Raw genomic sequence first — 18,174 nt, 5'->3', positions numbered from 1 at the left:
GTGATTCCGCTTTCTGCCCAGTTGCTTCCGCCTAATTTCAGATGTACAAACATCGGGATGCGCTCTTGGAATATCATGTAATAAACATGAGCTGAGGGGAAAATAACATGATAAAAAAAGCGATCATTCCTGCAGGCGGATTCGGCACGAGAAATCTGCCGGTGACGAAGGTGATTCCGAAAGAAATGTTTCCGGTAGGATCTAAGCCTGTGATTCATTATCTTGTTGAAGAATTAAAGGAGTCAGGCATTGAGGACATTTTGATGGTTGTATCGAGCCATAAAAATCTGATTGTCGACTATTTTGATTCCTCTTTGGCACTTGAGGCTTTTTTGGCCTCTAAGAATAAACTGCATTTGCTTAGTGAGCATCCCATTCCGGATATACGGATTCACTATGTGCGCCAGCCTTATGCAAAGGGTCTTGGCGACGCCATTTCTTTCGGAAAGCAATTTGCAGGCGGAGAGCCTTTTGCCGTCGTTTTGCCTGATGATCTGATTTTTTCCGCCAATCAGCCGGCTTTGGGGCAGCTGATTGAAGTGTATACGAAATATCAGTCCAGTGTGATCGGCTTAAAAGAAACAAAAACGGAGGATTTACATCATTACGGGGTGATAAAAGGGGAGTCTGTTGAAAAAGGGCTTTATCGCATACAGGATATTGTGGAAAAGCCTAAACAAAACCCTCCGTCTCATTTTGCCGCAGCAGGGCGTTATATTTTCACACCGGATATTTTTAATGAGCTGGAGGCATTAGAAGCTGATAGCGGAGGAGAAGTGCAGGTAACGGATGCGATAAAAGCTTCGCTCGGGGCATGTACCGTATACGGGAAATTGCTAGAGGGCGAGCGGTATGACATCGGCCTGCAAAAGGATTATCTGAAGCTGATTTACGATATGCTGAAAACGGAAAAGAACCCCCAATAATCGGGGGTTCAATCAGCGTGGAGATCGCCGAATGTGGTCATGATTCCCTCTTCGTCAAGTTCTTCTTCATAGCGCTCATGGGCTCTGCTTTGATAAACGGTAATTTCTTTTCCAGTGATATCTGTAGCGATGAAATTTTCGTAAGACTCCGTATTGCCGATATTCTCTTCGGCATTCATCGTCATATCATCATAGCTGAGCGGAGGGTTTTCCATATCCTGCGGCGTTTGTGAGTTACCATATTTTTCGACATCCTGATAGGAATCCTCACTGTCATATGGCGCTCTGATTTCTTCATCATCATCAAATTCAAATTGCCCGAATGGTGTTTCTTCTTCAATCGGACGGTCTTTGGAAACCACGTCCTGTGAAGAATACTCCGCGAGGGTTGTTGCAGTCGGAAGCGCTTCAAGTCGTTCGAAAGGGATTTCCTTTCCGCTGACTTCACAAATGCCATACGTACCGTTTTCTATCGCCTTCAATGAATGCTCAATGTCCCGAAGGTGCTCTCGCTCATGCAAGTCTAGAGCGATGTCTTTCTCACGCTCGTAAAGTTCTGTCGCCTGATCGCCGGGATGGTTGTCGTATGCCGAAAGCTCACCCCACGAATCATAAGGAAATGCTGAGTTAAGCTGAAAATGATCATTGTCTTTGAAACGGTTTAAGATATCTTTTTTCGTTTGTTCCAGTTCATTTTTTAAATGCTGAAGCTGTTCTTTCGTAAGCAATGTGATCGCCTCGTTTCTCTGTGATGCATACCTTTAGTATGAACAGATCGCCTGAGAACTTTCATAAATGGCGGGTGGAGGAATATAGGAGGTTTTCCTTTTATGGTAAGCGGATACAACCTTTGCTATCAGTGTAGAAAGAAATTTAAGCTTTGTTTCTTTTTCATTTCTGAAATTAGGTTTATAATAGGTAAGGCAGGCCATTTGGACTGCATGATCTGTGTTTGACACAAAGGAGACACAGGTGTATGGTATTAAAAGCATTTTAAGGATTATGGAGGAATGTCTCATGGTGACAACGGTGCAGCGTACGTTCCGAAAGGAAGTTCTACATGCATTACATAAAGCCAAAGAAGTCAACCATGCTGTCTTAATAAGCTATTCGAGACAAATCGAGTCTCTTGACCCTCTATCATTTTTCAATTACGGAGCAAAAAAATATACAGGCAATCGATTTTTTTGGTCAGATCCTGAAAGTGAATTGACAATAGTCGGTCTTGGCAAAGAAGCGGTTTTCCAGACAAATCAAAAAAACAGCGAGCGGTATCGTGAGGTTTTTGAACAATGGGAGCGCTTTAAAAAGACGGCTTTTCATATTTATGAAGAAGAAAAGCTGCAGCATTCTGCAGTGGGACCTGTGTTATTCGGAGGATTTTCTTTTGACCCTTGCGAAGAAAGAGGTTCACAATGGGACCATTTCTCGGAAGGGGATTTCTTTGTGCCTGCGCTTATGCTGACGATGACTGCTGAAGGCCCGTTCTTAACAGTTAACAGATGGGTAAGCGGAGGAGAAGACGCAGAAGCTGTTTTAGAAGGCTTAAAAGCTTTTGCGGCGGAATTTATGGTTCCCGATTTCAAGCAAGAAGATCAGGCTGTGATTGCAGCAGCCGAAGAGCTGGATAAGGATGATTGGCTGAAAGCAATCGAAACAGCCACAAGCCAAATTAAAGGGAAACAATATGATAAGGTTGTTCTTGCCCGAGAGCTGCTGCTCACGTTTGACGGTCCAATCCAAATAGAACCGGTGCTTAAAACCCTTCTGGACGATCAGCAGACAAGCTATGTTTTTGCAATTGAACAAGAAGGCAAAACTTTTGTCGGCGCGTCTCCGGAAAGACTGATCAAAAGAGACGGCGGCACTGTCATGTCTTCCTGTCTGGCAGGCTCCATTAAACGAGGCGTGAATGAAGAAGACGACTGCCGGATAGGCCTTGAATTATTAAACGATGAGAAAAACCTGCTTGAGCATGATATTGTGGTAGGTATGATTCATAATGCTTTTGTATCAAGCTGTTCAGAGGTTGAAAAGCCTGATGGACCTGTTTTGTACAAAACAAAAAGCGTTCAGCACCTGTTTACGCCGATTGTCGGACAGCTGCGCGAGTCTGCTTCGATTTTTGACTTAATTGAGAAGCTGCACCCCACTCCGGCGCTTGGGGGATCACCTCAGGAAAAAGCTGTTGACGTGATCAGAGAGATTGAACCGATGTCCCGCGGCTGGTATGCGGCCCCTATCGGCTGGATTGACAGCCAGGATAACGGGGAATTCGCGGTAGCCATTCGTTCAGGGCTCATCGAAGGAAGCACAGCAAGGCTGTTTGCCGGGTGCGGTATTGTGGAAGACTCGGAACCAATCTCGGAATATGAAGAAACACAGATTAAATTGAAGCCGATGATCTCTGCATTAGGAGGTGAGAGGCGTTGACAGTCAACCCGATTACTCATTACATCGGAAGTTTTATTGATGAATTCGCCCTTTCCGGAATTACGGACGCCGTCGTTTGTCCGGGCTCAAGATCTACACCGCTGGCTGTTCTTTGTGCTGCGCATCCCGATATCAGCGTCCATGTCCAAATTGATGAAAGATCTGCCGGATTTTTTGCCTTAGGTTTGGCAAAAGCGAAGCAGCGTCCCGTACTATTGATCTGTACATCTGGAACAGCCGCGGCCAACTTTTATCCGGCTGTGGTTGAAGCCCATTATTCAAGGGTGCCTATTATTGTGTTAACTGCTGATCGGCCTCATGAGCTGCGCGAAGTAGGCGCACCGCAGGCTATTAATCAGCACTTCTTATTCGGTAACTTTGTTAAGTTTTTCACAGACTCTGCTCTTCCTGAAGAGTCTCCGCAAATGTTGAGATACATCCGAACGCTGGCAAGCCGCGCTGCCGGAGAAGCACAAAAGCGCCCAATGGGGCCTGTCCATGTGAATGTGCCGCTGCGCGAACCGCTGATGCCGGATCTTTCAGATGAGCCGTTTGGAAGAATGAGAACAGGCCGTCATGTGTCTGTGAAAACGGGTACGCAGTCTGTTGACCGCGAGTCCCTGTCTGATGTGGCTGAGATGCTCGCAGAGGCTGAAAAAGGAATGATCGTCTGCGGAGAGCTCCATAGTGATGCGGACAAGGAAAACATTATTGCGCTTTCAAAAGCGCTTCAGTATCCAATTTTAGCGGATCCGCTGTCTAATCTGCGGAATGGTGTTCATGATAAAAGCACTGTTATTGATGCGTATGATTCGTTTTTAAAAGATGATGAGCTGAAGCGGAAACTCCGTCCTGATGTTGTCATTCGGTTTGGACCGATGCCTGTTTCAAAACCGGTTTTCTTATGGCTTAGGGATGATCCGGCGATTCAGCAAATCGTGATTGACGAGGATGGAGGGTGGAGAGACCCGACACAGGCAAGCGCGCATATGATTCATTGTAATGCGTCTGTTTTTGCTGAGGAGATCATGGCAGGCCTTACTGCTGCTGCCAGATCCTCAGAGTGGCTGGAAAAGTGGCAGTTTGTCAATGGGCGGTTCCGCGAGCATCTGCAAACAATCAGCAGTGAAGATGTTTCGTTTGAAGGCAATCTCTATCGAATCCTTCAGCATCTTGTGCCTGAAAACAGCTCGCTGTTTGTGGGAAACAGCATGCCGATCAGGGATGTTGATACGTTTTTTGAAAAGCAGGACCGCCCTTTCCGGATTTATTCAAACCGGGGAGCAAACGGGATAGACGGTGTCGTCTCCTCTGCCATGGGGGTATGTGAAGGAACAAAAGCGCCTGTTACCCTTGTGATTGGAGATTTATCTTTTTATCACGATTTAAACGGCCTGCTGGCGGCCAAAAAGCTGGGTATTCCTCTTACTGTGATTCTTGTCAATAATGACGGAGGCGGGATTTTCTCCTTTTTGCCGCAGGCTTCTGAGAAGACACACTTTGAAGATTTGTTCGGCACACCGACTGGGCTCGATTTCAAGCATGCGGCTGCACTTTACGGCGGAACGTATTCATGCCCGGCTTCTTGGGATGAATTCAAAACAGCTTACGCGCCGCAGGCAGACAAGCCCGGACTCCATTTGATTGAAATCAAAACGGATCGCCAATCAAGAGTCCAGCTTCATCGCGATATGCTGAATGAGGCTGTGAGGGAAGTGAAAAAACAATGGGAACTGTAAACATAACGGTATCAGATGGTGTCCGATATGCAGTGGCAGACGAGGGGTCGAATGCTTCCGAAGCCGTCGTCTGTCTGCACGGGTTTACCGGCAGCAAACAATCATGGAATTTTCTTGATGAGATGCTGCCTGATTCCCGCTTGATCAAAATTGATTGTTTAGGGCATGGGGAAACAGATGCCCCGCTGAATGGGAAAAGATACAGCACAAGCCGGCAAGTTTCTGACCTTGCCGAGATTTTTGATCAATTAAAACTTCACAAAGTGAAATTGATTGGGTATTCTATGGGAGGAAGGCTTGCTTACTCTTTTGCGATGACATATCCCGAGCGGGTATCGGCACTTGTGCTTGAAAGCACGACGCCGGGTCTCAAAACACTTGGGGAACGGCGGGAACGAATCATGCGGGACCGGAAGCTTGCTGATTTTATTTTACGAGACGGGCTCAAAGCGTTTGTTGCGTATTGGGAGAATATCCCTTTGTTTTCATCTCAGCAGAGGCTGGCTGAAGATATTCGGCACAGGATACGATCGGGCCGTCTGCGGAACAATAAGATTGGGCTTGCGAACAGTTTAACAGGCATGGGCACCGGTTCACAGCCTTCCTTGTGGAGCCGTGTAGAGGAAATAGATGTTCCTGTACTTCTGATCTGCGGGGAGTGGGACGAAAAATTTTGCGCCATCAATCAAGAGGTGCATAAGATGCTTCCTTCTAGTAGAATAGAGATTGTTCCAAAAGCAGGACATACGGTCCATGTGGAACAGCCGCGATTGTTTGGTAAAATAGTGAGTGAGTTTTTGACAAGCATCTGACTCATTCACATAGAGAATAAAAGGAGGTCATCATATGGCTGAATGGAAAACAAAACGGACATACGATGAGATATTGTATGAAACGTATAATGGCATTGCAAAAATAACAATCAACCGACCTGAGGTACATAATGCGTTTACCCCTAAAACGGTTGCTGAAATGATTGATGCGTTTGCTGACGCAAGAGACGACCAAAATGTTGGGGTTATCGTGCTTGCCGGTGCAGGGGACAAGGCATTTTGTTCTGGCGGAGACCAAAAAGTGCGCGGCCACGGTGGATATGTAGGAGACGACCAGATCCCGCGTCTTAACGTATTGGATCTTCAGCGTTTAATCCGCGTCATCCCGAAACCGGTTGTTGCGATGGTGTCCGGATATGCGATCGGCGGAGGCCATGTGCTTCACATCGTATGTGACTTGACAATTGCTGCGGACAACGCAATTTTTGGACAAACAGGCCCTAAAGTGGGAAGCTTCGATGCAGGTTACGGTTCTGGCTACCTGGCTCGAATTGTAGGGCATAAAAAAGCACGTGAAATCTGGTACCTATGCCGTCAGTACAACGCACAGGAAGCACTGGACATGGGTCTTGTCAACACAGTCGTTCCTTTGGAACAGCTTGAAGAAGAAACGATTAAATGGTGTGAAGAAATGCTTGAAAAAAGCCCGACCGCACTGCGCTTTCTTAAAGCTGCGTTTAACGCGGACACAGACGGACTTGCTGGAATTCAGCAGTTTGCAGGGGATGCTACCCTTCTTTACTACACAACAGATGAAGCAAAAGAAGGCCGTGATTCCTTTAAGGAAAAACGCAAACCTGATTTCGGACAGTTCCCTCGTTTCCCGTGATCAGCAATACTTAGTAAACCAACAGCTTGAGACTTTGCGGTCCAAGCTGTTTTCTTTTCAATACAGACATTTTACCTCGGAGATGATGACATGCTGACAGAACAGCCCAACTGGCTCATGCAGCGGGCACAGCTGACACCTGAGAGAATCGCTCTCATCTATAGAGACCAAACCGTGACATTTGCAGAATTATTTGCCGCGTCTAAGCGAATGGCGGCACAGCTTGCCGCTCATTCGCTTCGGAAAGGGGATACTGCGGCTATTTTGCTCCAAAACCGTGCAGAAATGGTATACGCCGTCCACGCTTGTTTTTTGCTTGGTGTTAAGGCGGTGCTTTTGAATACGAAGCTGTCAACACATGAAAGGCTGTTTCAGCTGGAGGATTCCGGATCCGGCTTTTTACTGACAGATTCAAGCTTTAACAAGAAAGAGTATGAACACATCGTTCAAACGATTGATGTGGATGAACTGATGAAAGAAGCAGCAGAGGAAATTGAGATCCAGGCTTATATGCAAATGGATGCAACGGCAACGCTGATGTATACGTCGGGTACGACAGGAAAGCCCAAGGGAGTTCAGCAAACGTTCGGAAACCATTATTTCAGTGCGGTGTCGTCCGCTCTTAATTTGGGTATAACAGAACAAGACCGCTGGCTTATCGCATTGCCGCTCTTTCACATCAGCGGCTTGTCCGCATTATTTAAATCTGTGATCTATGGAATGACTGTCGTGCTTCACCAGCGTTTTTCCGTAAGCGATGTGCTGGATTCTATCAACAGGCATGAAGTGACAATGATATCTGCGGTGCAGACTATGCTGGCCAGTCTTTTGGAAGAAACAAACCGCTGCCCTGAATCCATCAGATGCATTCTTCTCGGCGGCGGTCCTGCACCGCTGCCATTGCTTGAGGAATGCCGTGAGAAAGGATTCCCTGTCTTTCAGTCATATGGAATGACAGAAACATGCTCGCAAATTGTTACCCTGTCGCCGGAATTCAGTATGGAAAAGCTCGGATCTGCGGGGAAACCGCTGTTTTCGTGTGAAATCAAAATAGAGCGGGACGGACAGGTATGTGAACCGTTTGAACACGGTGAAATTATGGTCAAAGGCCCGAATGTCATGAAAAGCTATTTTAACCGGGAGAGCGCAAACGAAGCCTCTTTTCAAAATGGCTGGCTGAAAACAGGTGATCTTGGTTATTTGGACAATGAAGGCTTTTTATATGTATTAGACAGACGTTCAGATCTGATCATTTCTGGCGGAGAAAACATTTATCCGGCCGAAGTGGAGTCAGTGCTGCTTTCACACCCCGCTGTGGCCGAAGCCGGGGTTTCAGGGGCTGAGGACAAAAAATGGGGGAAAGTGCCTCACGCCTATCTTGTCCTTCACACGCCTGTGAGCGCAGAAGAATTGACTGACTACTGTAAAGAACGCTTGGCGAAGTATAAAATTCCGGCAAAATTCTATGTGCTTGACCGCCTGCCGCGCAATGCGTCTAATAAGCTCTTGCGAAATCAGCTGAAGGATGCGCGTAAAGGAGAACTGCTATGATCGAAATAGAAAAAATCACGCTTTACCATTTGAGCATGAACTTAAAGAAACCGTTTAAAAACAGTATCGAAACGCTTCAAGAGCGTAAATTTCTGATCGTGGAAGCCATTGATACAACAGGTGTCACAGGCTGGGGAGAAGTTTCCGCTTTCTCTTCGCCTTGGTACACCGAGGAAACCATTGGAACATGTTTGCATATGCTAAAAGATTTTTTTATCCCAAATGTCGTCGGCCGTGAATTCAATCACCCTTCAGAAGTGCCGGACAGCCTGGCGCGTTATAAAGGAAACCGGATGGCAAAAGCGGGACTTGAATCGGCTATATGGGATATCTATGCCAAAAAGAAGGGCTTATCCCTTGCTGAGGCATTGGGCGGAACAAGGGATAAAGTCCCTGCCGGGGTGGTAGTCGGCCTGGCGCCTCTTGACGATATGCTGAAGGAAATTGAGAGCTATCAAAAAGAAGGCTATCAAAGAATAAAAATTAAAATTCAGCCTGGGCAGGATGTGGAATTGGTCAAGGCCATCCGCAGCCGATTCCCAACCATCCCGCTTATGGCCGATGCCAATTCCTCGTACGAATTGAAGGATATCAGCCGTTTAAAGGAGCTTGATGAGTACCATTTAATGATGATTGAGCAGCCCCTTCAATCCGACGACATCGTTGATCACCGCCACCTGCAGAAACATTTGAAAACGGCCATTTGCCTTGATGAGAGCATTTGTTCAGTTGATGATGCGAGACGGGCGATTGAGCTAGGAAGCTGCAAAATTATTAATATAAAACCTTCTCGTGTCGGCGGCTTAACAGAAGCCTTAAAAATTCATGATTTATGCAAAGAGCATCATATGCAGGTTTGGTGCGGCGGAATGCTGGAAACAGGCATATCAAGAGCGCAGAACGTGGCGCTTGCTTCACTGCCTCAATTCACAATACCTGGCGATATATCTTCATCCTCACGATATTGGGATGAAGATATTGTAACCCCTGATATTCGTATTGATAATGGATTTATTTCTGTGTCAAAACAGCCTGGTTTAGGGGTTGAGGTGAATCAAGACATTATGCGAAAATATGTGACCAAAATGGATGTTTTCACACAGCATGGGTAAGAAAAAAGAATTTTGCTATTTTGAATAAATGACACTGTGCTGTTACAGTAAAAGTGTTCGTTGAATACATCCCTTCTCGTTTGGACCGGCTGCTGACCCAGCCGGTTTTTTTATGTAAATCAGCTTGACAAAAATGGTCAAACGCGATAATTTTGCACAAAGGAAACTTTTTGTCCTGTGTAAATAAAACATGCTTTTGGCTAATTTAATGTCACATGTCTAAGAACTGACAACATAAGATAAAACAATCGGACATTGATGGCAAAGAGGAGGAGAAATATGAGACGAGGGCTGATGGCAGCAGTGCTTTTTGCGACCTTTGCGTTAACGGGATGCGGAACGGATTCAGCCGGAAAAAGCGCTGATCAGCAATTACAAGTGACAGCGACAACATCTCAAATTGCCGATGCAGCAGAAAACATCGGAGGTAAGCATGTAAAAGTCACCTCTTTAATGGGACCGGGGGTTGATCCGCACCTCTACAAAGCTTCCCAAGGTGATACGAAAAAATTAATGTCTGCCGATGTTGTTCTGTACAGCGGGTTGCATTTGGAAGGGAAAATGGAGGATGTCCTCCAAAAAATCGGCGAACAAAAACAAGCGACGGCAGTAGCTGCGGCCATTCCGAAAAATAAGCTTATTCCCGCGGGGGAAGGCAAGACGTTTGATCCCCACGTCTGGTTCAGCATTCCGTTATGGATCTATGCGGTGGATGAAATTGAAGCGCAATTCAGCAAAGCAATGCCTCAGCACGCAGATGCCTTTCGGAAAAATGCCAAAGAGTACAAAGAAGATTTGCAATATTTAGATAAGTGGTCGCGTAAAGAGATCGCACATATTCCGGAGAAAAGCCGTGTGCTTGTGACTGCTCATGATGCGTTTGCGTACTTTGGGAATGAGTATGGATTTAAGGTAAAAGGCCTGCAGGGACTCAGCACAGATTCGGACTATGGATTAAGGGATGTTCAGGAGCTGGTTGATCTTCTGACAGAAAAACAAATAAAAGCTGTGTTCGTAGAAAGCAGTGTATCTGAAAAATCAATCAATGCAGTGGTGGAAGGCGCTAAAGAAAAAGGCCATACAGTCACAATCGGCGGTCAGCTTTATTCGGATGCCATGGGTGAAAAGGGCACAAAAGAAGGTACATACGAAGGAATGTTCCGCCACAATATCAACACGATTACTAAAGCGCTTAAATAAAGAAAAGAGGTGGAGGATATGTTCCCTGTTGAGCTTGATAATGTGACGGTTGCTTATCATAAAAAGCCTGTACTGCAGGACATTTCGCTGCAGGTACCGGAAGGAAAACTTATTGGCATTATCGGCCCAAACGGCGCAGGAAAATCAACCTTGATCAAAACGATTCTCGGTCTTGTGCCCCGTGCTTCCGGAGACATCTCTATTTACGGCAAAGACTATAAGGATCAGCGGACCAGAATCGGATATGTTCCGCAGCGCGGCTCGGTTGACTGGGATTTCCCCACAAGCGCGCTCGATGTCGTCCTAATGGGAAGATACGGGAGAATCGGTTTATTAAAGAGGCCAAAGAAAGCGGATGTGGAGATGGCTAAGGCCGCATTAGCAAAAGTCGGGATGCTTGATTATGCGAAGAGGCAGATCAGCCAGCTGTCAGGCGGCCAGCAGCAGCGGGTGTTTCTTGCCCGGGCACTCTGCCAGAACGCTGACATTTATTTTATGGATGAACCGTTTGCAGGTGTCGATGCAGCGACGGAGCGGGCGATTATGACACTGTTGGCAGAACTCAAAGAAAAAGGAAAAACCGTGCTTGTCGTCCATCATGACCTGCAGACCGCCGAGGATTATTTCGATTGGATTTTACTTCTTCATTTAAGAAAAATCGCTTTCGGACCGGCGGAAAACGTTTTTACGATCGAAAACCTGCAAAAAACATATGGAGGAAGGCTTACGTTTTTAAAAGATAAAGTGCTGGCAGAAGGACATAAGGAGTGAGCGCGATGTTTGAAAGTTTGTGGCTGCAGCTCCAGCTTCCGAATACACAGTGGGTGCTGGCCGGTACGCTTTTGCTCGGGATGGCAAGCGGTGTTTTGGGCAGCTTTGTGCTGCTGAGAAAGCAAAGTTTAATCGGCGATGCGATGGCCCATTCAGCTCTGCCGGGAGTGTGTCTCGCTTTTCTGTTCACTGGGCAAAAATCACTGCCTTTCTTTTTGCTGGGTGCGGCGCTCGCCGGGCTGCTCGGAACGTTTTGTATTCAGCTGATTCCGCGGCTTTCAAAAACAAAGGAGGACTCGGCGATCGGGATTGTTCTTTCTGTGTTTTTTGGCGTCGGGATCATTCTGCTGACATATATTCAGCAACAGGGGGCGGGAAGCCAAAGCGGGCTTGATTCTTTTTTATTCGGCCAGGCTGCTTCATTGGTCAGGCAGGATATCATCCTTATTGCAGGAATATCCGCTGCTCTGCTGCTCCTATGTATTGTTTTCTTTAAGGAATTTACATTGATTACTTTTGATCTCGCGTTTGCAAAGGGATTAGGAATCCCTGTGCGTTTTTTAAACGGGCTTTTGGCTTGTCTGATTGTCTGTGCTGTCGTCATTGGGCTTCAGACTGTTGGTGTGATATTAATGGCGGCTATGCTGATTACACCTGCCATAGCTGCGAGATATTGGACCGAACGATTAACCGGGATGATCGTCATTGCCGGGATTACAGGCGGGGTCAGCGGCGTGGCCGGAACCCTGCTTAGCACCACGATGAAGGGAATGGCGACAGGGCCATTAATGATCTTATCTGCAACGCTGCTCTTTCTTTTTTCAATGATTTGCGCGCCTAAGCGGGGGTTGGCTGCTAAAGCCATAAGGCTGATGAGGCTGCGGCGCAGAACAAGCAGGGAGCAAGTGCTTTTGGAGATTTATGAACAGTATGAAAAGAATAATCTTTGTGTAACTGTTGAAAGTGTAAGAAAGAAAAGACGCCTATCCCCTTCATTATGCCTTAAGGCATTAAATGACTTGGAACAAGAGAGGTGCATTGAGCGTATCGAAAATGGGATTTGGCAAATCACAAGCAAAGGGATAGAAAAAGGCTATCACACAGCTTTGAAGCAGCGGATGTATGAAGTGTATCTCATGCATGAAATGGAACTTGCCAATATAGAATCCGATCAAGACTGCTTTGACCCGGACCGTTTACCGAGAGAAACGAGAGAGCGGCTTTATTCACTCTTAAAGCTGTATGGACGGATGCCTGAGCGTCGAAAAGCGTCTCATGATGCCGAGAAGGGACAGATCGCAAATGAGTTTTGAAGCATGGATTATAGCTACCGGTGTATTAGTCGGTGTAAGCTGCGGATTGATCGGCACATTTCTTGTGCTGAGAAGCATGGCGATGCTGGCCGACGCAATCAGTCATACAGTGTTGCTTGGCATTGTCGGCGCTTTTCTAGTGACGGGAAGTCTCGATGGGATTTCTATGTTTATTGGCGCAGCCGCAACCGGTCTGTTAACGGCTTTCTTGGTTCAGCTTCTTCATAGCAAGGGGGTTCAATCAGATGCTGCCATAGGAGTTGTGTTTACATCCTTATTTGCAATCGGGGTTATTTTGCTTTCTGTGTATGGAGCGAATGTCCATCTCGATATTGAGCACTCGTTAATGGGAGAAATCGCTTTTGTGCCGTGGAATACGGTGACGGTATTCGGGGTTGATATTGGGCCGAAAGCGTTTTGGATGCTGACATCTGTTCTGGTTTTAAACGTAGTGTTGATCAGTGTGTGCTATAAGGAGTTTAAAATCGCTTCGTTTGATCCTCAAATGGCTTTAGCCTTGGGAATACCAGTTTTGCTCATTCATTACGTGCAAATGGGCATGCTGTCCCTGACGACTGTTGCTTCCTTTGATTCGGTTGGTGCCGTATTGGTTGTGGCCATGCTGATTGTTCCGCCGGCTGCGGCACATTTGTTGACAGACCGGCTTCTTTATATGCTGATTCTCAGCGCGTTGATTGGCGGGCTGTCGGCGGTCATGGGCTATTTCTTCGCAACGTGGCTTAATGTTTCGATTTCAGGAGCGATGGCAGCCATGACAGGTGTATGTTATGCAAGCGCCTTTTTGTTTTCACCTGCAAACGGGGTCATAACTAAAAAGCTGAGAACACTCAACATGCAAAAAGAAAGAGCTGGCTGATGCAGCTCTTTCTTTTAATTATAAATCATGCGGCTTAAACGTTTTGCAGTCTGTTTCCCGGCTGTTTTCAGCCGTTTCACCAGTATGGCTGACAACATAAATGGCATCAGCGGTGCATTTGTTACCTTTGCCCCAATAAGAACAGTTGTTGACCTCACATAGAATTTTCTGCTCCATGCCATCCCCTCCTTATAAAGGTTCTGGATTAGTATAGCCGGCTGGCTTGCCCTCTATTCCTCCTGGCGGATATAGCGTTTATCTCGCATAAACATTTTCCAGAAGAAATAAAAGCCCGGAAATAGAATGATAAATGCAACGATATAAGTCGCAAACAGCGCCCTGAACGTTGCTGGCTCTGTGAAGCCTGACATGACTGTCACATCAGGATAAATCATATACGGAAGATGCGCCCGCCCGTACGCGTAGCTTGCGAGAAAATACTGTATCCCAATCGCGACAAGTGCAAGCCGCGGTTTTCCGATGTTTTGCCCAAAGCTCTTATTAGGCAGAAAAAGGGCGATTCCAGCAATGACAAATGTAATGAACGATGCAATAATCCAAGTAAAATCATTCATCATTCCGCTGTACAGCCAGTTTGCTTCATTCCGCATTGTTACCATGATGCATACAGCAAACAACAGTGAAATCGGGCCGGTAATCAGGGCGCTTTTTCTGTAGGCTCGGTACGCATCCTGTTCCTCTGCCACATTTGAAACATCTGCAAGCAGCAGCGAGGACAAAAATAAGGTGCTTAAAATCGCAAATCCGATAAATGAATAGGCGTTGGGGCTTGAAAAGATTTTAGACATATTTAAGTTATAGATTCCATCCGTTTTTTCTATAAACCCTCCGTGTGTCACAGGAAGCACCAAAATTAAAATAGCAGGAATGATAAAGCCGGAGATGCCGGAAATATATCTTAGCGTTTTCCGCTCCTTTGCTGTATTTGAAAAAACGAGAAATCCGCTTCGAATCGCTAAAAGCAGCAAAATCATGCTTCCGGGAATTAATAAAACGGTTCCGAGCACAAATGTCGCGCCGGGGAAAAAACTGAAAAGCGCCACGACGATGGCCACAATAAAGACGTTTGTGACCTCCCAAGTCGGGGACAAAAAGCGATTCGCAATATCGGTGGCCTTCATATGCTCCTTATTTAAATAGATCATAGACCAAAATCCCGCTCCAAAATCCATTGTCGCCATGACGGCGTAAATAAACACAAAGCCCCAGATAATTGAGATGGCGATCAGAGCGTCAGTTGAAATCTCCATTTGTCGATCTTCCTTCCATTTGGTTTCCTGTTTGCGGAGCCATTACGACTCCGCTGTATTTAAATCTTCGTCAACCGGGTGCTTGCGGAAATAATACAGCAGCACGTAGACGACAGCTGCGCCTAACACGGCATAAACAAATGTGAAAAATAAGAACAGCACCCCGATCGAACCAGTCGTTGTTACGACATCTGACGTTTTCAACAGATGATAGATGACCCAAGGCTGCCTCCCCGTACATGCGAAAATCCAGCCGAATTCAATGCCGATGAGACTAAAAGGGCCTGCTGTCATGAAAATGACCAAAAGCCACGTTGGGAAACGGTCTTTCTTAAGCACCTTTCTCCAGACCACACCGATAATGGAATAAAGAATAAGCAGCATGCCTACACCGACCATCGCATTAAACAGCGTGTGAATGAAAAGCGGCGGCCATTCATCTCTCGGAAATGCATTTAATCCCTTTACAACAGTGTCAAAACGGTTCGCTGCCAAAAAGCTTAAAGCCCATGGAATCTCGATTGCCCATTTTACTTTTTCTTCATTCGGGTCGGTAAAACCGCCGATAGCGAGCGGGGCGTGGGATCTTGTTTCAAACAGGCCTTCCGCACCGGCTAATTTTTCGGGCTGGTATTCGTACAGCATCTGTGCAGATTCGTGTCCGTTCAAAGCGGTCAGCAATGAAAAAATACCGCCGATCGTCAGTGCGAGCAAAAGGGCTTTCCGGTGAAAGCGATAGACCTTTTCCTTTTTCCTCGTCCGGATCATTTTATACGCCGCAACAGAAGCCACGATAAACGCACCGGTCATAAACGCGGACAGCACGACATGGCCGGCAGTGATAAAAAAGCTAGGATTAAAAAACGCAGCCCACGGGTCAACATCTGTAATTTTTCCGTTTAAAATTTTAAAACCGGCGGGCGTACCTTCAAAAGCGTGAACATTCGTAATCAGAACAGCTGATGCTGCTGCCCCGACTAACACAAAGAAAACAGCAACAATCCTCATTGCAGGTGACAAACGGTCTGCAGCGTATACATAAATCGACATGAATAGGGCTTCAACAAAAAAAGCATAGATTTCAATTTGAAACGGCAGGGACATGACCCGGCCGATGACTTCCATAAATCCCGGCCATAAAAGCGCGAGCTGAGTGCCCGCGATCGTTCCGGTCGGTATGGCGACCCCCAGCAAAACGGCTTGTGCTTTCGTCCATCTTTTCGCCATGATCGCATAATGGTCATCTTTCGTTTTTTGATAGATCAATTCCGCCACTAAAATCATGAGCGGGAGACCGACTCCAAGCGTTGCGAAAATGATATGAAAGCCCATTGTCGTGCCAAAGAGGCTTCTGGCCAAAACTAAATCATCCACAATCGTAAACCACCTTTCTAAAAAGACGTTCTGTATGTATTTTGGGTTTATTATTTGCTTCCTCGGTTAGATTATTCTTCCTATTCTTAAATGCCATGAGGTTTACGATGTGAAAACAGAGGGAAGGATATAAGAAGATTGACAAAACGTTTGTAAGGTTATAAAATAAAACGTAATTATTACGATTTATTGAAAGGAGATTCACATGAAAGAAGGAATTCATCCGAAGAACCACAAAGTGATATTTCAGGATGTCAACAGCGGCTACCGTTTTCTCAGCACCTCTACGAAAACATCTAATGAAACAGCAGAGTGGGAAGACGGAAACACATATCCTGTCATTAAAGTAGAAGTAAGCTCTGACACGCATCCGTTTTATACTGGCCGCCAGAAATTCAATGAAAAAGGCGGACGAGTTGAGCAGTTCAAAAAACGCTATAACATGGGGAAATAAGGCAGACCAGAGGGTTTGTCTTTTTTTATTATGACGAATAAACAAGGGTTGTGATATATTGAAGAGTAAAAAGAATAGAAAGGGACAACGAACATGAGTCTTCTAAATGATATTCTTGAATTTAACAAGACATTTACTGAACAAAGAGAGTATGAAAAGTATCAAACATCAAAATTTCCAGATAAAAAAATGGCGATTCTTTCTTGCATGGACACTCGTCTGGTTGAACTGCTGCCGCATGCGATGAATTTGCGAAATGGTGATGTGAAAATCATTAAAAGTGCCGGTGCGCTTGTGACACACCCATTCGGAAGCATCATGAGAAGTTTACTCGTCGCAGTGTACGAGCTGAATGCAGATGAGGTGTGTGTGATCGGGCATCACGATTGCGGCATGAGCAAAATCAGCAGCAAAAGCATGCTTGAAAAAATCAAAGCAAGAGGGATTCCGGAAGAACGCATCGAAACAATAAAGTACTCCGGTGTAGACTTTGATCAATGGTTTAAAAGCTTTGATTCAGTGGAAGCGAGTGTGAAAGACAGCGTAGACGTTATTAAACATCACCCGCTGTTCCCTGAAAACGTTCCGGTCCATGGCTTAGTCATTGATCCTAAAACCGGAAAACTGGATCTTATCGTAAACGGTTATAACAATTAATGTTTTTGTTTCTTTTCAGGAACGGGATCGACTCCTCCCGGATGGAACGGGTGGCATTTCAAAATCCGTTTGATTGTCAGCCATCCGCCTTTTAAAGCGCCATGTGTTTTAATCGCTTCGATTCCATATTGGGAACAGGTCGGATAAAAGCGGCACGTTGGCGGTGTCAGGGGCGAGATGAATTTTTGATATCCTCTGATCAGAGCGATGAATAGGGTTTTCATATTTCTTCAGCAACCTTTCTGATGCAAGTATAAGAAAAAAAACACAGATTGAAAAGTTAATCAATAATTCTTATCGGAAAAGTATGTTATAATGAAATTACATTTTTAAAAAAGGGGAGAGTGCCATTATGCCTTCAGTAGAAAGTTTTGAGCTTGATCATAATGCGGTTGTTGCTCCATATGTAAGACATTGCGGCGTGCATAAAGTGGGAACAGACGGCGTTGTAAATAAATTTGACATTCGTTTTTGCCAGCCAAATAAACAGGCGATGAAGCCTGACACCATTCACACACTCGAGCATTTGCTCGCGTTTACGATTCGTTCTCACGCTGAGAAATACGATCATTTTGATATCATTGATATTTCTCCAATGGGCTGCCAGACAGGCTATTATCTAGTTGTGAGCGGAGAGCCGACATCAGCGGAAATCGTTGATCTGCTTGAAGACACAATGAAGGAAGCGGTAGAGATTACAGAAATACCAGCTGCGAATGAAAAGCAGTGCGGCCAAGCGAAGCTTCATGATCTGGAAGGCGCTAAACGTTTAATGCGTTTCTGGCTTTCACAGGATAAAGAAGAATTGCTAAAAGTATTTGGCTAAAATAGAAA

19 protein-coding genes are annotated in these 18,174 nt (G+C 45.7%); 14 read left to right on the top strand and 5 right to left on the bottom strand.

From position 1 onward, the window contains the following. Positions 1-107 precede the first annotated feature (107 nt). A complete protein-coding gene (locus FB592_RS16180) occupies positions 108-926 on the top strand; it encodes a UTP--glucose-1-phosphate uridylyltransferase (protein WP_021480369.1) in 819 nt (272 codons plus the stop codon). A gap of 8 nt (positions 927-934) precedes the next feature. Here FB592_RS16180 and FB592_RS16175 read toward each other — a convergent pair whose 3' ends face one another. Then, a complete protein-coding gene (locus FB592_RS16175; protein ID WP_003229046.1) occupies positions 935-1,654 on the bottom strand; it encodes a yteA family sporulation protein in 720 nt (239 codons plus the stop codon). 289 nt (positions 1,655-1,943) lie between these two features. Here FB592_RS16175 and FB592_RS16165 point away from each other — a divergent pair, with 289 nt between their 5' ends. The 10 genes from FB592_RS16165 (at position 1,944) to mntD (ending at position 13,584) form a co-directional block, all read left to right on the top strand. After that, positions 1,944-3,359, top strand: coding sequence for an isochorismate synthase (locus FB592_RS16165; RefSeq protein WP_015714577.1), 1,416 nt, complete (start codon positions 1,944-1,946; stop codon positions 3,357-3,359). Next, a complete protein-coding gene (menD, locus tag FB592_RS16160) occupies positions 3,356-5,098 on the top strand; it encodes a 2-succinyl-5-enolpyruvyl-6-hydroxy-3-cyclohexene-1-carboxylic-acid synthase (RefSeq protein ID WP_015384451.1) in 1,743 nt (580 codons plus the stop codon). The genes FB592_RS16165 and menD overlap by 4 nt, the downstream gene beginning before the upstream one ends. After that, entirely contained in the window at positions 5,086-5,910 is an 825-nt protein-coding gene (gene menH / locus FB592_RS16155; protein WP_141949787.1) for a 2-succinyl-6-hydroxy-2,4-cyclohexadiene-1-carboxylate synthase, read from the top strand. Before menD ends, menH begins: the two co-directional genes overlap by 13 nt. 34 nt (positions 5,911-5,944) lie before the next feature. Then, entirely contained in the window at positions 5,945-6,760 is an 816-nt protein-coding gene (menB, locus tag FB592_RS16150; RefSeq protein ID WP_003229054.1) for a 1,4-dihydroxy-2-naphthoyl-CoA synthase, read from the top strand. Positions 6,761-6,850: 90 nt separating this feature from the next. Continuing rightward, positions 6,851-8,311 (top strand): o-succinylbenzoate--CoA ligase, encoded by a 1,461-nt coding sequence (locus FB592_RS16145; protein ID WP_141949785.1) that lies wholly within the window; start codon positions 6,851-6,853, stop codon positions 8,309-8,311. Next, entirely contained in the window at positions 8,308-9,423 is a 1,116-nt protein-coding gene (gene menC / locus FB592_RS16140; protein ID WP_049140989.1) for an o-succinylbenzoate synthase, read from the top strand. Before FB592_RS16145 ends, menC begins: the two co-directional genes overlap by 4 nt. Before the next feature lie 279 nt (positions 9,424-9,702). Then, positions 9,703-10,623, top strand: coding sequence for a manganese ABC transporter substrate-binding protein/adhesin MntA (gene mntA / locus FB592_RS16135; RefSeq protein ID WP_141949783.1), 921 nt, complete (start codon positions 9,703-9,705; stop codon positions 10,621-10,623). Between the two features lie 18 nt (positions 10,624-10,641). Then, the gene (gene mntB / locus FB592_RS16130; RefSeq protein ID WP_014480635.1) at positions 10,642-11,394 is read left to right on the top strand and encodes a manganese ABC transporter ATP-binding protein MntB; all 753 of its coding nucleotides are present in this window, start codon (positions 10,642-10,644) and stop codon (positions 11,392-11,394) included. Positions 11,395-11,399: 5 nt separating this feature from the next. Continuing rightward, complete coding sequence (gene mntC, locus FB592_RS16125; protein ID WP_141949781.1) at positions 11,400-12,707, top strand: manganese ABC transporter permease MntC; 1,308 nt, start codon at positions 11,400-11,402, stop codon at positions 12,705-12,707. Next, positions 12,697-13,584 (top strand): manganese ABC transporter permease MntD, encoded by an 888-nt coding sequence (gene mntD / locus FB592_RS16120; RefSeq protein WP_041851129.1) that lies wholly within the window; start codon positions 12,697-12,699, stop codon positions 13,582-13,584. Before mntC ends, mntD begins: the two co-directional genes overlap by 11 nt. Positions 13,585-13,602: 18 nt before the next feature. Here the strand turns inward: mntD and FB592_RS16115 are convergent, their stop codons facing one another. From FB592_RS16115 to FB592_RS16105, 3 genes are read right to left on the bottom strand one after another with little or no spacing between them, the layout of a single operon-like run. Then, complete coding sequence (locus tag FB592_RS16115; protein ID WP_003229069.1) at positions 13,603-13,761, bottom strand: DUF1540 domain-containing protein; 159 nt, start codon at positions 13,759-13,761, stop codon at positions 13,603-13,605. Between the two features lie 53 nt (positions 13,762-13,814). Beyond that, entirely contained in the window at positions 13,815-14,855 is a 1,041-nt protein-coding gene (locus tag FB592_RS16110; protein ID WP_015251386.1) for a cytochrome d ubiquinol oxidase subunit II, read from the bottom strand. A gap of 42 nt (positions 14,856-14,897) precedes the next feature. Continuing rightward, positions 14,898-16,229, bottom strand: coding sequence for a cytochrome ubiquinol oxidase subunit I (locus FB592_RS16105; protein WP_003229073.1), 1,332 nt, complete (start codon positions 16,227-16,229; stop codon positions 14,898-14,900). 205 nt (positions 16,230-16,434) lie between these two features. On the opposite strand from FB592_RS16105, the gene FB592_RS16100 reads away from it, so the two are divergent. Together FB592_RS16100 and FB592_RS16095 are read left to right on the top strand one after the other, a co-directional pair. Beyond that, complete coding sequence (locus tag FB592_RS16100) at positions 16,435-16,683, top strand: type B 50S ribosomal protein L31 (protein ID WP_003219346.1); 249 nt, start codon at positions 16,435-16,437, stop codon at positions 16,681-16,683. 93 nt (positions 16,684-16,776) lie between these two features. Beyond that, positions 16,777-17,340: a beta-class carbonic anhydrase gene (locus tag FB592_RS16095; protein WP_014477744.1), complete on the top strand. Its 564-nt coding sequence runs from the start codon at positions 16,777-16,779 to the stop codon at positions 17,338-17,340. Here the strand turns inward: FB592_RS16095 and yidD are convergent. After that, a complete protein-coding gene (gene yidD / locus FB592_RS16090) occupies positions 17,337-17,564 on the bottom strand; it encodes a membrane protein insertion efficiency factor YidD (protein ID WP_003229076.1) in 228 nt (75 codons plus the stop codon). The two genes, FB592_RS16095 and yidD, sit on opposite strands and share 4 nt — an antisense overlap. A 128-nt stretch (positions 17,565-17,692) precedes the next feature. Between yidD and FB592_RS16085 the strand changes: the two genes are divergently transcribed. Then, positions 17,693-18,166 carry an S-ribosylhomocysteine lyase gene (locus FB592_RS16085; RefSeq protein WP_003219361.1) on the top strand — a complete coding sequence of 158 codons (474 nt, stop codon included), beginning with the start codon at positions 17,693-17,695 and terminating at the stop codon, positions 18,164-18,166. The last annotated feature ends 8 nt before the right edge of the window (positions 18,167-18,174 follow it).

The sequence above is a fragment of the Bacillus sp. SJZ110 genome (assembly GCF_006715455.1).
Lineage (GTDB): Bacteria > Bacillota > Bacilli > Bacillales > Bacillaceae > Bacillus > Bacillus subtilis.
The sequence above is the reverse complement of the archived record's forward strand: the minus strand, read 5'-3'. Positions and strand labels throughout refer to the sequence as shown.

Bases quoted from the DNA above. Each gene is read 5' to 3' on its own strand.
- FB592_RS16180 (WP_021480369.1), top strand. From the start codon at position 108: ATGATAAAAAAAGCGATCATTCCTGCAGGCGGATTCGGCACGAGAAAT.
- FB592_RS16165 (WP_015714577.1), top strand. From the start codon at position 1,944: ATGGTGACAACGGTGCAGCGTACGTTCCGAAAGGAAGTTCTACATGCA.
- menH (WP_141949787.1), top strand. From the start codon at position 5,086: ATGGGAACTGTAAACATAACGGTATCAGATGGTGTCCGATATGCAGTG.
- menB (WP_003229054.1), top strand. From the start codon at position 5,945: ATGGCTGAATGGAAAACAAAACGGACATACGATGAGATATTGTATGAA.
- FB592_RS16145 (WP_141949785.1), top strand. From the start codon at position 6,851: ATGCTGACAGAACAGCCCAACTGGCTCATGCAGCGGGCACAGCTGACA.
- menC (WP_049140989.1), top strand. From the start codon at position 8,308: ATGATCGAAATAGAAAAAATCACGCTTTACCATTTGAGCATGAACTTA.
- mntA (WP_141949783.1), top strand. From the start codon at position 9,703: ATGAGACGAGGGCTGATGGCAGCAGTGCTTTTTGCGACCTTTGCGTTA.
- mntB (WP_014480635.1), top strand. From the start codon at position 10,642: ATGTTCCCTGTTGAGCTTGATAATGTGACGGTTGCTTATCATAAAAAG.
- mntC (WP_141949781.1), top strand. From the start codon at position 11,400: ATGTTTGAAAGTTTGTGGCTGCAGCTCCAGCTTCCGAATACACAGTGG.
- mntD (WP_041851129.1), top strand. From the start codon at position 12,697: ATGAGTTTTGAAGCATGGATTATAGCTACCGGTGTATTAGTCGGTGTA.
- FB592_RS16115 (WP_003229069.1), bottom strand. From the start codon at position 13,761: ATGGAGCAGAAAATTCTATGTGAGGTCAACAACTGTTCTTATTGGGGC.
- FB592_RS16110 (WP_015251386.1), bottom strand. From the start codon at position 14,855: ATGGAGATTTCAACTGACGCTCTGATCGCCATCTCAATTATCTGGGGC.
- FB592_RS16100 (WP_003219346.1), top strand. From the start codon at position 16,435: ATGAAAGAAGGAATTCATCCGAAGAACCACAAAGTGATATTTCAGGAT.
- FB592_RS16095 (WP_014477744.1), top strand. From the start codon at position 16,777: ATGAGTCTTCTAAATGATATTCTTGAATTTAACAAGACATTTACTGAA.
- yidD (WP_003229076.1), bottom strand. From the start codon at position 17,564: ATGAAAACCCTATTCATCGCTCTGATCAGAGGATATCAAAAATTCATC.
- FB592_RS16085 (WP_003219361.1), top strand. From the start codon at position 17,693: ATGCCTTCAGTAGAAAGTTTTGAGCTTGATCATAATGCGGTTGTTGCT.